Here is a 14,598-nt window from a genome sequence, read left to right on the forward strand (position 1 = left end):
CGAAAACTCGGGTTGCACCAAATGTGGTGGTTGTGGCGGCGATGTTCAAGCAGTTCTTGTGTCACGCTCCCGTGAGTCGGGCAAGGGCATCGTCCATGGCCCTGGCCGGCAGCTCGATCAGCCGCGGTGCCTCGGTAAAGAGCAGCGCCGCGGTCACCGCGCGTCCCGGATAGAGCGGCTCAAGCAGCGCGCGATAGAGCGCAAGCTGCAGCACATAGGCCGGCGGCACTTCGGCCAGGTCTTTGGGGGCCGGCCGGTTGGTCTTGTAGTCGACGATCGACACCTTTTGCGGGGTGACAGCCAGCCGGTCGATCTTGCCGGAGATGGAACGCAGCCTGCCCTTCACCTCCAGGCTGCCCATGATCGCGACTTCCGCGCGGGACGACGGCGAGAACAACGCGCCGAAGCGGTCGTCGGAAAGGATGGAGAGCACCGCGTCCAACGCCCTGTCGCGCTCACCATCTGGCCAATCTGCGCCGGTGCGCGCCAGGTAGCGCTCGGCCGCACCGTGCCTTTCCGCCTCGGCGATGCCGGGCAGCATCTGCAGCAATTTGTGCAGGGCAAGGCCGCGCACGACGGCGAAGCCGGGCTCGGCGGCAGCGTCGAGCACCGGCGAGCGCGTATCGGGGATGGCGTCGTGCGCTTCCTCGATCAAGGCCGAAGCGCCGGAGGGCGAAAGCGGCCGCGGCAGGTCTTCATAGGGCGGCAACGGCCGGAACAGCTCGTCCGGCAGCGGCGCGGCATGCTCGATTTTATGCTCGGCTTCGCCCGCTGCCAGCGCCACCGGCGGCAGTTTCGTCATATGGAAGCGATGCACGGCCACATCGGCCGTCGCCGGATGCCGCCGCTCGGAACTCTCGGGCGCGCCCAGCAGCGCGCGGCTGACGATCGAATGCCAGGTGCCGGGGCTGGGCTGCCGCTTGCCGTGATAGCCGCAGACGATCAGCCGGTCCTCGGCGCGCGTCATGCCGACATAGAGCAGCCGCCGGTATTCGTCGTCCGCCAGCTCGCGCGCCCGCACCGACGCCGCCTTCGAGACGCCGTTGGCGACATCGCTGGCCGAGCGCCACAGATAGCCCTTGCCTTTCCATTGCGTCCCCGAGCCTTCGAACGGCATCAGCCGCGGCAGATGCTGGTCGCTGAACGGCGCCGAGCCGCCGTCGACCAGAAAGACGACTGGTGCCTCCAGGCCCTTGGCGGCGTGCACGGTCATGACGCGGACCTCGTCGCGCGTCTGGTCCATCTCGCGCTTGATCTCGGGGCCGGCGTTCTCCAGCGTCGAGAGGAAGGATTCCAGCCCCGGCAGTCCGGTCCGTTCCTCGGCCAGGCAAAAGCTCAGGAATTCGTCGAGGATGTCGCCGGCCTCGGGCCCCAGCCGCGCCGTCATCTTGCGGCGCAGCCCGTCACGCGCCAACGCCGCGGCGTAGAATTCGAACACCGGCTTGAACGCGACCTCGGTTGCCCAGCCATCGAGCCGGCTAACGACAGCGGCGAGGGAAACATCTTCGGCCGCGTGATGCCTGAGCGAGGCAATCAGCGACTGGCCCTTCGGCCGTTGGCCGGCAAGCGTCAATAACGTCTCCTCGGAGACCTCGAAGATCGGGCTGCGCAGCACCGCGGCCAGGGAAAGATCGTCTTCCGGCTGGATCAGGAAATGCCCGAGCGCGATCAGGTCCTGCACCGCGATATGGCCGGGCAGGCTGAGCCGATCTGCGCGGGCGACCGGGATCTGCCGGTTCTTCAGGCTGCGCGACAGCGCATGGACGAAGCGGTCGCGCTTGCGAACCAGCACCAGGATGTCGCCGGCGGTCAGCTTCCGGCCCTTGCCTTCGATTATCTCGCCTTGCTTGAGCCAGGTCTGGATGGTCGTGGCGACATGCTCGGCGACGCGCACGGCGGGCGCGCTGGCATGGTTGACCGGTAGCGTCCAATCGTCCGGCTCCTCGACCATTTCGGCGCCGACCGAAGGCCACACCTCGACATAGCCCGGCGCGTCGATGCGGATCGCCTTGTGGCTGAGCGGATCGGGATCGTGGCTGATGCCGCGCCGCACGCCGGGTTCCGCGAAGACGCGGTCGACGGCGGCCAGCACATCGTCGCTCGACCGGAACGACCAGGTGAGCTTGAGATTGGCGAAGGCGGCTTCGGCGTCGCGCACACGGCCGGCAAACAATAGCCGGCTTTCGGCAAAGGAGTCGGGTGCGGCGCCTTGGAAGGAGTAGATCGACTGCTTCTCGTCACCGACGGCAAACACCGTGCGCCTGACTGCCTCGCGCTGGCCGAGCCCGGCAAAGAACTCTTCGGTCAGCTTCTTCACCACCTCCCATTGGTCCGGGCTGGTGTCCTGCGCCTCGTCTAGCAGGATATGATCGATGCCCTGGTCGAGCTTGAACTGCACCCATGGTCCGGCATCGGGCCGTGACAGCAGGCTCACGGTGCGGGTGATGAGGTCGTTGAAGTCGAGGAAGCCGCGTCCGCGCTTCAACTGCTCGTAGCGCGCGATCAGCCAGCCGGCGACGGTGAGCGCCGCCGCCGTGCCTTCCAGCATGCGGAACAGCGCCAGCCGGTCCGACACGTCGAGGATCGCCTTGGCCCCGGCCAGATAGCGGTCCGGCAGATCCGGTAGCCGGTCGACCAGCGCCTTCTTGAAGATCTTGGGCGGCTCATAGGGGTCGCCGTCGGCCTTGAGAAAGGCCTTTGCCAGCAGCCGCAGCCGGCGGATCGGGTCGGCTTCGGCGAAGGCGCCCCGTGCATAGGGGATGACGTTGTTCAGCACCTGCCGCGCGTCGGCGGCTTCGGCGGCATGCGCGAATTCGGCGAACTGGCGGGGGTCGAAGCCAGGCAGCGGCCATAGCGAAGCGGCGATGCCCTCGGCCGTCTGTCCCGGCCTGAAGCCGAATTCGGCGAAGAGCGGCCGGAAATCCCGATCCCTGCCGAGCTTGGCGATGAAATCGCGCAACTCGTCGCGCTTGCCGACGATCTCGGCAAGCAGGGAATCGAGACCGAACTCGCCGCCGCGCTCCAGCACCGTGGCGAAGGCTTCCGCCAGGCCTTCGACGCCGGCGCCAGCGCCCGAGATCATGTCGCGGCGGGCATCGGCGAACAGCGAGGCCTCCATCTGCGGATCGAGCATCTCGAAATGCGCCGGGATGTTGGCTTCGAGCGGGAACTGGTGCAGCACGGATTCGCAGAAGGCGTGGATGGTCTGGATCTTCAACCCGCCCGGCGTCTCCAGCGCCTCGGCGAACAGCCGGCGCGCGCGCCGCATCATGTCGCGGTCGGCGCCGCGGCCGTCCAGCGCCGCGATCCTGACCGCCAGCTCCGCATCGGGCAGCGCTGTCCATTCGGACAGGGTCGAGAACACGCGGTTCGACATGTTGGCGGCGGCAGCCCGCGTGTAGGTCAGGCACAGGATCTTCGACGGATCGGTGCCGTTGAGCAGGAGCCTAATCACGCGCTGCGCCAGGACATGCGTCTTGCCGGAGCCGGCATTGGCCGACACCCAGGCGGAATAGGCAGGATCCGAGGCGCGCGCCTGGCTGGCGGCGGTATCGGAGGGGATCGGATATTTCATCCTTCCGCCTCGTCTTCGCTGGCGCCGCCGGCCGACCATTCCAGCACGCGCGCCAGATGATCGTAATCGCCGTCGGCCTCGCCCTCGCGGAAGGGCAGGGCGCGCGACAGATAGCCGGTGGTCGGGTCGGCATAATGGAACAGCAGCCGCTCTAGCCGCGCCCAGGCTTCCTCGGAGAGATCGTTGGCGGTGCGGGGCTTGCGGTTGTATTCGAGGATCGATTCCTCGAATACCTCGCCATTCGGCTTCAGCCGCACGAAGGCCAGCTGCGAGGGCTCGCGGATACCCAGTTCCCTGAACGCGCCGCGCCTGAGCAGCGCGCCTTCCAGCGCAAGCTGCGGCGACAAAAGCGTGTGCGCCTGCGCTTTCGAGGGCGAGGAGCCGGTCTTGTAGTCGAGTATGTCGGCCATGCCGCCGGCCAGCAGGTCGACGCGGTCGGCATAGCCCGACAGCGTCACGCCGGTGCGGCCGACCACCGTCTTGTCGGCGCGTTCCTCGGCATAGCGCCTCGCGACCGCATCGGCGCGGGTATGCTCCCATTCGATGATATTCTCGGCGAGCTTTTCGAAACGCGGCCACCAGATGGCCTCGATGTCCGGCGGAAGCTTTGCCTCGGCAAAGCAGAGACGGCCGGCTTCGATGAGGCTCGAGAGCGCATTCGGCGCCCTTGGATCCTCCACCCGCCGCGAGAACAGATGCAGGATCTCGTGGAACAGCGTGCCGCGTTCGGCGGCGCCCGGATCGCGGATCAACGGCTCGAGCGGCGAGAGCCCCAGGATGCGCCGCGCATAGACCGCGTAGGGGTCGCGGCGCAGCGTCTCGATCTCGGTGACCGAGAAATGCTGCGGGCGCATGCTGAGCGGCGGCCTGGGCTGCGGGCGGGCGGCGAAATCCTTCTTCTCGCCGGCATCGAGCGCGCGCGCCCAGCCAAGCAGCGCGTCGCCCCGCCCGCGAAGGGCCGCCGCCGGCTCCTTGCTGATGAAGGTCAGGATGCGCTGCAGCCAGCGCGACGGCACCGCCGGCGCATCGCCGGATCGCGCCGACCGTGTCAGCAACACTTCCGCCGCGCCCATCGCCATCTGAAAATCATGCGCGGCAAGGCCGATGCGCCGCTCCGGCGGTTCGAGGTCGATGCCGGTCTTCATCAGCCGCGACATGAAGCGATCGCTATCGGGCTTGCGCGGCCAGACCCCTTCATTGAGCCCGCCGATGACCAGCATGTCGACATTCTGCAATCGCGCTTCCAGCGCGCCCCAGATGGCGATGTTGCGGTCGGTGCCTTGCCCCGGCTTCACCGTCTCCGGCGCGATCAGCGCCTCGATCACGTCGGGCCATTCCGAGGCGGCGAAAGTGAAGGGCGAGGACGCCGCCACCAGTCCGCGCAAAAGTTCGGCGAGTTTCTCGCCGGCATCGCCGGCATAGAGTTCCGCCAGGCTGCCATCGGCGGCGCGGCCGAGATCCTCCAGCGCGATGACGCTTGCGCTGGTCAGCGTCGCGATATCGGCGTCTTTCTCGTCGCGCATAGCGGTGAGCGGCGAGAGCGCCTTGGTAAGGCGGCTAAGTATGCCGTGCGCCTGCTCGATGCCGCGCACGGTGAGCCGCGAAAACCAGAAAGGCTGCCTCGTATCGCCGCTCAGCTCCGCGAGTCGCGTCTCGAAAAGCGCGCCGAGCGATGCGACATCCGGCCGGCCCGTGCCGCCGCGCAAGGCGACCAGCTCGACCAACTCGGCCGCCTTGCGCACGGCCTGGCGTTCGAGGCCGAGCCCGAGCAGCGGATGCTTGAGCAAGGAGAGCAGGCTTACCGGGTCGCCGGGCCGGAACGCGGCGCTCAGCGCGAGCCTGAGCAGGCTGGCGGCCGGTATGTTGATGAGCGGCGCGCCGCCGGAATCGTCGGCGACGACGCCGAAGCGCAGAAGCTCGGCCGAGACCCGCCGCGCCAGCGCGCGGTCGCCGGTGACGAGCGCCGCGCGCTTGCCCGGTGCCTCGACGGCAAGTTTGAGTGCAATGGCGATTGCCGCCGCCTCGTCGCGTTCGTTCGCCGCTTCCACCAGCGTCACGCCGGCAAGCGCCTGTTCGACATCGCCTGACGTGAAGCGCGGCCGCGTTTCGGTCCAGTATTCGGTGGTTTCGGCGGGCCGCAGCGCCTCGCCGACAAGGGCCGCCCGCAGCGCCAGCGGCGGTGGCGCGGCGATGACATCCTCGACATCGCGGCGCTGGATGCCGATGCCGCCGATCAGCTTGGCGAGGCCATATTGCGGGTGGCCGAGCGTTGCCGGACGCGCGCCGGGGGCCGTGATCGCCGCGAAGGATGCGTCGTCCAGCTCGCGGTCGAGCCCGGGCAGCACGACGGCGCCATTGGGCAGCCCGGCGATCACGCCAAGCAGTTCCGCCGTGGCGGGAATCGAGCCGGTCGAACCGGCGGCGATCACAGGTCCGGCCGGCGGATTGCGCTTCAGCCGCGCCGCTTCCAGCCGGATCAGCGCGCTGCGATGCGCGGCCGGATTGGAGCGGTTGCGCTCCTTGAGCAGTTCCGGCCAGTTGTCGGTGACTATGCCGAGGAAATCGAGCGTCACCTGCCACCAGCCGGCGAGATTGCCGGTGACCAGCGTCGCGAGCTTCGCCCAATCCGTGCCTTCGGTCTCGATCTCGTCCATCAGCCGGGCAAGGTCGCGCGCCAGCCAGATGGCGTCGGCGGCCGAGGTCGGCACGACGAATTCCTCGTTGAACCGCTCTCTGACATGCGCCGGCAGGCTTTCCTTCCAGGCACGCACCAGCGGCGCCAGCAACAGCAATCGCTCCTGCGCCGCGATCGGCGGCGCGAGGTCTATCGCCGGCGCCGCCTCTGCGTCGAAGGCTGCCTCATCCTCGTCGAACTCGCCGAGCGGCCGCACCGTCGGCAGGATGGCCGAGCGTTGACCGAGAATGTCGACGAAGGCGCCGCGCAGCGCCCGCGCCGCGCGTCGGGTCGGCACATAGACGGTCGCGTCGGCCAGCGCCAGCGGCTCGCCGTCGAAACGAAAGCCGGGAATCAATCGTCCGTCGAGCAACGCCTCCGCCAGCGTCGGCAGGAACGGCGCTCCGGGCGGGATGGAAAGGACGCGGCGCGCGCCGCTCATACCGCTTTCGCGAGCGCGCCGGCCACGGCCGCTTCGGCGGCGGGAATGGCGTCCGGCGTGCCGACGGTGATCCAGCGCCCGTTCATCTTCATGCCGAACAGGCGCCCGGCGGCGATCGCCTTGTCGAAATAGACGTTGAGCGAATGCGAGCCCGTGGGCGCGTCCTTGAAGATGCGCGGATGGATGATGGCGGCGCCGGCATAGATCAGGCCAGTCGGATCACCCTTCGAGCGCCGTAGAGCTCCATCGGCGGCAACCAGGAAATCGGTGCCGACGCAGTGCCCGGTCGCTGAGTCGAGATCGGTAAGCATCAGCAGAATATCCATTCTGGCGGCGTCCCATGCAAGGGCAAGGCGCTTGAGGCTGGGCTGACCGCTGTCGATCCAGAACGTATCGGCGTTGATGATGTAGAAGGGCTCGCTGCCCAGAAGCGGCAGCGCCTTGACGATGCCGCCCGCCGATTCCAGCAGCGCCTCGCGCTCGTCGGAGATGACGATCTTCGGAGCTTTCCGGCTGGCGACATGGGCGACGATCTGCTCGGGCAGATAGTGCACATTGACGACGGCCTTGGCGATGCCGGCGGCCTCCAGGCTGTCCAGCCCCCAGTCGAGCAAGGTCTTGCCGGCGATCTTCACCAGCGGCTTGGGCATCGTGTCGGTGATCGGCCGCATGCGCTTGCCAAGCCCGGCCGCCAGCACCATCGCTGTCTTCGGCGTCGTGGTTGGGGGCTTCATGGGACCCGTTCCTCGAGCAGGCCGTGGGCCATGTAGAATTCCTTCAGGCCGGCCAGCGCCGGATGCGCCAGCGCCCGCCTCAGATAGTCGCGGATGCGCGGCAGGTGTTTCAGATAGTAAGGCTTGCCGTCGCGCTTTTCGAGCCGCACGAAGATGCCGAGGATCTTCGAATTGCGCTGCGCCGCCATGATCGCGTAGGCCTCGGCGAAAGCGGCTTCATGGAAGGCGCCCGCAGCGTGCCGCGCCGCGACATAGGCGGCGACCGTCCGGCGCTCGATCTCGGGCGAGACGGTGACGCGTGCGTCCATGGCCAGGGAGGCGACGTCATAGGCGGCGGGCCCGATCAGCGCGTCCTGGACGTCGACGATGCCGAGCCGGTCGAGGCCGGATCGCTCTGCCCGCCAGATGATGTTGGGCGAATGGAAATCGCGCAGCATCAGCGTGTATTCGCTGCCGGCGAGGCGGTCGAGCGCCGCGTTCCATTCCTTGTGATAGCCCGCTCGCAAGTCCTCGCTCGCCGGACCGCCGGTGATCCAGGGCACATACCAGTCGACCAGAAGATCGGCCTCGATCAGCATGGCGTCGCGATCGAAGGGCGGCACGTCGTGGACCACGCCGGGCGCCGCTTCCATGCGCGTGGGCCAGGCCTTGCCATGCATCATGGCAAGCAGTTCGGCCGCTGCTTCGTAGCGTTCGGCGATGGGCTGGCCGTCGTGGCTGAGAAAACCTTCCGATCCGAGATGTTCGATGAGCAGAAAGCCTTGGTCGATGTCCTGGGCATGGATCACCGGCACGCTGACGCCGTTCGCCAGCAGCGCCTTGTCGATGGCGACGAAGGCGGCGACGGATTGAGCCGTATGGGCGATCACCGCATAGGGCTTGCCGTCGCGCACCGGCGGCCCGAGCACCAGGCGCGGAGAGTTCATAAGCACACGCGGCGCCTCGCCGGGCAGCGACACGATCTCGTAGGAGCGGGCGGAGGCATCGCCGACGAAATGGCGGCGGCTGGCTTCGCCCCGTCTGGCCGAGGCCAGGAAATCGCGCATGGCCAGCGATCGCGCCACGCGCTCAAAGACAGGTCCCTGGCCCGACAACCGCGCCACGCGACCTTCGCCATGTTCGGCGAGATCGACCCACAGCGCATTTGCGGGCAATCGGTCTCCGGCCCGTTCCGGCCACTCGATCAACGCCGCGCCTTGGCTGAGAGCATCGTCGAGTCCGAGCTCGTCGAGCTCGTCCGGCGCGGAAAGCCGATAGAGGTCGAAATGGTGGACGGGGACGCGCGTCTCGTAGCTCTGTACCAGCGTAAAGGTCGGGCTCGGCACCTCGAGATTGGCGTCGTCGGCCAGTGCCCGGATCAGCGCGCGGGCCAGCGTCGACTTGCCGGCGCCGAGATCGCCTTTGAGCGCGATCGCGTCGCCGGCGCGCAATGCCATGGCGAGATCCTCGCCAAGCCTTGCCGTTGCCGCCTCGTCGGCGAGAAAACGCTCCAGCACCATCCCTTCCATATAGGCCGCGCTACTCGGCCGCGTCGCGGATGCCGGCCGGCGTATCCGGGATTCCGGACGGCTTGTCCGGGAAGGTGCAGATCACCGTGGTGCCCCTGTCCTGGCCGGTCTCGATGCGCACGGTTCCGCCATGCAGCTCGACGAAGCTCTTGACGATCGAGAGCCCCAGCCCGGCGCCGCGCCGCCGCCCGCCATTGGCGCGCGGCTCGAAGCGGCGGAAGACCGACTCCAGCACGTCCGGCGGCATGCCGGGGCCGTCATCATGCACCGAGAACTCGACGGCGTCGGCCAGCCGCCGGCAGGTAAGCCGGATCGTGCTTGCCTCCGGCGCGTAGTTCGCCGCGTTGCTGAGCAAATTGTAGAGGATCTGGCGGATGCGGGTCTCGTCGCCATGGAAGCTCGCCGGCGCCTCCGTCGCGTCGATCGCGAGCTTGATCCGGTGCTCGTCCAGCCGGTCGGCGACCAGCTCGGCCGCCGCGGCGATCGTCCGATCGATGTTCATCTCGGAAATGTCGAGCTGCATGATTCCGGCGTCGACCGTCGCCAGGTCGAGAATGTCGTTGACGATGGTGAGCAGCACCGATGACGACGAGCCGACATACTCGACATATTCGCGCTGCTTCGGCGTCAACGGCCCGGTGGCGGGCAGCGACAGCAACTCGGTGAAGCCGATGATGTTGGTCAGCGGCGAGCGCAGCTCATAGGACACGTGCTGCACGAATTCGTTCTTCAACTGGTCGGACTTCTCCAGCGCTTCGTTCCTGTCCTTCAGCGCCCGCTCGACATTGACGGTGTCGGTGACGTCGACGAAGGTGATCATCACCTGGCCATTGGGCAGGTGGATCACCGCGTAGCTCAGCACGTTGCCATTGATCAGCTCGATCTGGCCGCGCCGGTCGCGGCGCTCGTCGTCGAAGCCGGTGACGGCGGCGACGAAGCCGCCCCACGGGCTGTTCGCGGCGTGCTGGTCGCACAGGTCGCGGATCGCCGAGACATGGACGTTGGGCTTGAGCGCTTCCGCCGTCAGCCCCCAAAGCGCGACGAAGGCCGGATTGGACAGGCGCAGCCGCCCGTCCGGACCGAAGACGACCACGCCTTCGGCGAGGTTGTCCAGCGTCTCGCCCTGCACCCGCACGGCGGTCTGGTAGCGGCTCTCGAGATCCATCTTCTCGGTCAGGTTCTCGAACACCCAGGTGACGCCGCCCTTCGGCTGCGGGTTCGCCACTACGCGGATCGTCTTGCCGTCCGGCAGGTGCCACCAATGCTCCTGCGATTCGACGGCGCGATAGGCGCTGAGCAGGTTCTCCTTCCAGCGCCGCCATTCCGGCTGCTCGGCGATCCTGCCTTCCGAGCGCAGCCGGTCAAGCAGCAGCGTGTTGGAGGGCGCGCTGAGCAGGAAGCCCGAATCCAGGCCCCACAGCTTCTGGAAGGCCTGGTTGAAGAAACGCAGCTTCTCGTCGGTGTCGAAGATCGCCACCGCGGTGTTCAGCTGGTCGAGCGTGTCGGCATGGCTGCGCACGGTCCGCTCATGTTCGGCGCGGATCGTCTCGGCCGCGCTTGTGTCGCAAGCAAGTCCCGCCGAGCCGTCGGCGCCGGCGAAGTCGGTGACCGCGAACATGCGGCGGTCGCCATCGATCACGGTGGAAAGCGTCTGTTCGAAGACCGCGCGCGTCTTGTGCTGTTCGGCGATCTGATCGCGCGCCTGGCCGCCGAGGAACTCCCTGGCGTCGCGCACGGCCGCAGCCGGGCTTTCCGCCTCCACCGCCTCGGCATAGGCGCGGTTGACCCATTGCAATCGGCCGTCCGCCGCCCGCAGCCATGCCGGCATCTTCAACGCGTCGAGCAGGCCGATCATGGTGTCGTGGTCGGCGCTGAGCCGCTGGTTCTCGATCTTCAGCCTGGCTTGGTTGCGCAGCGTCTCCGACAGCGAGACGAAGCGCACCAAGACATGCGCCGCGCTTTTGCGGCCATGCACTTCCAGCGGCACGCCGGCCTGCGTTTCGATGACCAGATCGAAGGCCTTTGCCTGCTCGCGCAGCGCGGCGACCGCGTGTTCCAGCGCCGCCGCCGAGCGCGGCATCAGCCAGCGGCCGAAAGCGAGGAAGGCGGACCTGTCGTCGGGCGCGCCGCTTTCCAACGGCAGGCTGCCGATGAGTTCGGGTTTCTTGTTGTCCGTGGCCCAGACGATCAGCCGCTGGTCGCGCAGGTTGAGCAGCGCCTCGGAACGCTGCAGCGCCGCGTTGACGTCCGCGATGCGGGCCCTGAGCTGGACATTCTGCGCGGCGGTGCGCCCGCGTTCGCGGATCAGGAAGATGGCCGAGACAAGCGCCGCGCCCATCACGCCGACGAACATGGCGAGCTGCATGACCTCGACGGTACTGACCGGCGCATCGGCCTTTCCCGGAAGGCTTGTGTCGGCGCGCGCGGCAAAGGCGAGCAGCGGGCTGGCAAGCGCCGAGGTGGCAAGAAGCAAGGCCTGCCGCGCACCGGCGCGAAAACCGCCGCCGTTCACGGCGGGGTCGGCTTCGTTCGAATCCTCATGGCCGCCGGAAACGGCCTTTCCCGCGCTTCGCGGGTAATCCCCCGGCATGTCTTGGTCCTCTTCGCCGCTTGAATGCAAGACCGCCCTGAATGCGTCCCCGGCCCAACATGTCCCCGGACCGCGAATCACAACAATAACGCCTGCTGGAATCGGCGTGAAGAATCATTGGCGCAAAAAATAAAGCCGGGCGGAAAGTCAACCACCCGACTTCAATATCTGGTAGATAATTTCGCTTTGGTTAATAGCGGTAGTGTTCCGGCTTATACGGGCCCTGCGGCGTCACGCCGATATAGGCGGCCTGTTCGCCGGAGAGCTCCGTGAGCTTGGCGCCGAGCTTGTCGAGATGCAGCCGCGCCACCTTCTCGTCGAGATGCTTGGGCAGCACATAGACCTGGTTCTGGTACTGGCCGTGCTTGGTGAACAGCTCGATCTGCGCCAGGACCTGGTTGGTGAACGAGGCCGACATGACGAAGCTCGGATGTCCGGTGGCGTTGCCGAGGTTGAGCAGGCGTCCCTCGGAGAGAAGGATCATCCGCTTGCCGTCCGGGAAGGTGATCAGGTCGACCTGCGGCTTGACGTTGGTCCATTTCAGGTTGCGCAGCGACGCCACCTGGATCTCGTTGTCGAAGTGGCCGATATTGCCGACGATCACCATGTCCTTCATCGCCCGCATGTGGTCGAGCGTGACGACATCCTTGTTGCCGGTGGTGGTGATGACGATGTCGGCGGTTGGGGCCGCGTCTTCCAGCGTCACCACCTCGAAGCCGTCCATCGCTGCCTGCAGCGCGCAGATCGGGTCGACCTCGGTGACCTTGACGCGGGCGCCGGCGCCGCGCAGCGAGGCCGACGAGCCCTTGCCGACGTCGCCATAGCCGCACACCACCGCGACCTTGCCGGCCATCATCGTGTCGGTGCCGCGGCGGATGCCGTCGACCAGCGATTCCTTGCAGCCATATTTGTTGTCGAACTTCGACTTGGTGACGGAATCGTTGACGTTGATCGCCGGGAAGGGCAGCAGGCCCTTCTTCTGCAGCTGGTAGAGGCGGTTGACGCCGGTGGTGGTCTCCTCGGTGACGCCGCGGATTGCTTCGCGCTGCTTGGTGAAGAAGCCGGGCGAGGCCTTCAGGCGCTTCTTGATCTGCGCGAACAGGATCTCTTCCTCCTCGCTGCCGGGATTGGACAACACGTCCTCGCCGGCCTCTGCACGCGCGCCGAGCAGAATATACATGGTGGCGTCGCCGCCGTCATCGAGGATCATGTTGGATGTGCCGCCATCGGTCCACTGAAAGATGCGGTCGGTGTAATCCCAATAGTCCTGGAGCGACTCGCCCTTGATGGCGAAGACCGGAATGCCGGCCTCGGCGATCGCCGCAGCCGCATGGTCCTGCGTCGAGAAGATGTTGCACGATGCCCAGCGGATGTCGGCGCCCAGCGCCTTCAGCGTCTCGATCAGCACCGCCGTCTGGATCGTCATGTGCAGCGAGCCGGTGATGCGCGCGCCCTTCAGCGGCTTCTTGGCGCCGAACTCCTCGCGGCAGGCCATCAGGCCCGGCATTTCGGTTTCGGCGATCTCGATCTCCTTGCGGCCCCAGCCGGCAAGCGAGATGTCGGCGACCACATAGTCCTTGCTACCCGTCATGGCAGTGCTCCGGTGTGATTTTCTCAATGCGCGCCGGCGCCGGGAGGCGCATGGAAGGGCGCGGTTGCCGGCCTGACTAGCAGATCGGCCGCGATACGACAATGGGACATAAAGAAATCTTTATGCGCGCATGTCTTCGAGGCGCGAAATGTGAGGCCGGGAACTAGATTTCCTCGCCGAAACGCGAGGCGACCAGCTGCTCCAGCGCGTCCATGGCCGGCACGGCTTCCGGGCCGCTGGCGATCACGCGGATCGAATAGCCCGGGCTCGCCGCCAGCATCATCAAGCCCATGATCGAGGTGCCGCCGACCTTCACGCCGTCCTTCTCGACATGGATGGTGGCATTGAAGCCGCTGGCAACCTGGACGAATTTCGCCGAAGCGCGCGCATGCAGGCCGCGCTGGTTGATGATCGGGAACTCCCGCACAACCTCGTCCGTCTGCTGCGCCGGTGCGTTCATTTGCTGCTCAGGAGCTGGCTGGCGACGTTGATGTATTTGCGGCCCGCCGCCTGCGCTTCATCGAGCGCGGCGGCCATGTTGTCGCCCTTGCGGATCGAGGAGAGCTTGATCAGCATCGGCAGGTTCATGCCGGCGATGACCTCGGTGCGACCGGATTCCATGACCGAGATGGCGAGGTTGGAGGGCGTGCCGCCGAACATGTCGGTTAGCACGATGACGCCGGCGCCGGTGTCGACGCGCGCCACAGCGTCGACGATGTCGGCCCGGCGCTGCTCCATGTCGTCGTCGGCGCCGATCGCCACGGTTTCGAAATTGTCTTGCGGCCCGACGACATGTTCTACGGCATGCCGGAACTCGGTGGCGAGTTGACCGTGCGTCACGAGCACGAGTCCGATCATTCTCTGGTGGCTCCCGTCATCGCCGCTTCACAGGCGTATATTATGTTCGCCAGCCATTCCAGGCGGCGGGAGCGCTATCTTGTCGACGCACGGCCGGTTGACAAGCCCAAAATTGCGGCGGCTTGGGCCATTTTGACGCATCGCAGCAAAAAACCCCGGCCGGATCATGAAAAAGGCTGGATCGCCAGCCGCGCCATCAGCATGGGCAGCGCGGCGGTGACATTTTGCCGGGTGATGTCGATGCGGGGCAGCCGGCAACCCTCGATCGTCTCGGTGGCTTCGTCTTGCAGCCGCGCCATATCGGCCGGCTCGACAAGCCGAACGACAAGGTCAATCACGGCGGCCGGCTCGAAGGCCAACGGCCGCGGCCCGATGCCGTGCACCTCGCAGAGTCCCGCGATGCTTGCCGGCGCGCGGCACACCAGCCGCCCGCCATGCGCGGCGGCGAACAGCTGGTCGTCGCCCAGCAGCCGGGAAAACATGCCGCGGGTTCGGCAATGATCGAGGAGCGCCAGCGCCAGCGTCGTCTTGCCGGCGCCGGACGGCCCCGTGATCAGCACGCCGCGCTCGCCGATCAGGAGGGCCGTCCCGTGGATATTCAGGGGCTTCGCGGCGGTGTCCGGCATG

9 protein-coding genes are annotated in these 14,598 nt (G+C 67.1%); all 9 read right to left on the reverse strand.

Annotated features, from left to right (window positions below; all coding sequences use genetic code 11):
• Positions 1–61: 61 nt before the first annotated feature.
• Positions 62–3,574: a double-strand break repair helicase AddA gene (gene addA / locus EJ068_RS16300; protein WP_127251482.1), complete on the reverse strand. Its 3,513-nt coding sequence runs from the start codon at positions 3,572–3,574 to the stop codon at positions 62–64.
• Complete coding sequence (gene addB / locus EJ068_RS16305; protein WP_127386058.1) at positions 3,571–6,690, reverse strand: double-strand break repair protein AddB; 3,120 nt, start codon at positions 6,688–6,690, stop codon at positions 3,571–3,573. The genes addA and addB overlap by 4 nt, the downstream gene beginning before the upstream one ends.
• The gene (locus EJ068_RS16310; RefSeq protein ID WP_126080112.1) at positions 6,687–7,424 is read right to left on the reverse strand and encodes a nucleotidyltransferase family protein; all 738 of its coding nucleotides are present in this window, start codon (positions 7,422–7,424) and stop codon (positions 6,687–6,689) included. The genes addB and EJ068_RS16310 overlap by 4 nt, the downstream gene beginning before the upstream one ends.
• Positions 7,421–8,932 carry a tRNA (adenosine(37)-N6)-threonylcarbamoyltransferase complex ATPase subunit type 1 TsaE gene (gene tsaE, locus EJ068_RS16315; protein ID WP_126080111.1) on the reverse strand — a complete coding sequence of 504 codons (1,512 nt, stop codon included), beginning with the start codon at positions 8,930–8,932 and terminating at the stop codon, positions 7,421–7,423. Before tsaE ends, EJ068_RS16310 begins: the two co-directional genes overlap by 4 nt.
• 10 nt (positions 8,933–8,942) lie before the next feature.
• Positions 8,943–11,522 (reverse strand): PAS domain-containing sensor histidine kinase, encoded by a 2,580-nt coding sequence (locus tag EJ068_RS16320; RefSeq protein ID WP_126080110.1) that lies wholly within the window; start codon positions 11,520–11,522, stop codon positions 8,943–8,945.
• A 190-nt stretch (positions 11,523–11,712) separates the two neighbouring features.
• Positions 11,713–13,113 carry an adenosylhomocysteinase gene (ahcY, locus tag EJ068_RS16325; protein WP_126063335.1) on the reverse strand — a complete coding sequence of 467 codons (1,401 nt, stop codon included), beginning with the start codon at positions 13,111–13,113 and terminating at the stop codon, positions 11,713–11,715.
• 163 nt (positions 13,114–13,276) lie between these two features.
• Positions 13,277–13,573 carry an HPr family phosphocarrier protein gene (locus tag EJ068_RS16330; protein ID WP_126080108.1) on the reverse strand — a complete coding sequence of 99 codons (297 nt, stop codon included), beginning with the start codon at positions 13,571–13,573 and terminating at the stop codon, positions 13,277–13,279.
• Positions 13,570–13,971 (reverse strand): PTS sugar transporter subunit IIA, encoded by a 402-nt coding sequence (locus EJ068_RS16335; RefSeq protein ID WP_027166957.1) that lies wholly within the window; start codon positions 13,969–13,971, stop codon positions 13,570–13,572. The genes EJ068_RS16330 and EJ068_RS16335 overlap by 4 nt, the downstream gene beginning before the upstream one ends.
• A gap of 164 nt (positions 13,972–14,135) precedes the next feature.
• Entirely contained in the window at positions 14,136–14,597 is a 462-nt protein-coding gene (locus EJ068_RS16345) for an HPr kinase/phosphorylase (protein ID WP_126080107.1), read from the reverse strand.
• Between the last annotated feature and the right edge of the window lies 1 nt (position 14,598).

The sequence above is a fragment of the Mesorhizobium sp. M2A.F.Ca.ET.043.02.1.1 genome (genome assembly GCF_003952405.1).
Classification (GTDB): Bacteria; Pseudomonadota; Alphaproteobacteria; order Rhizobiales; family Rhizobiaceae; genus Mesorhizobium.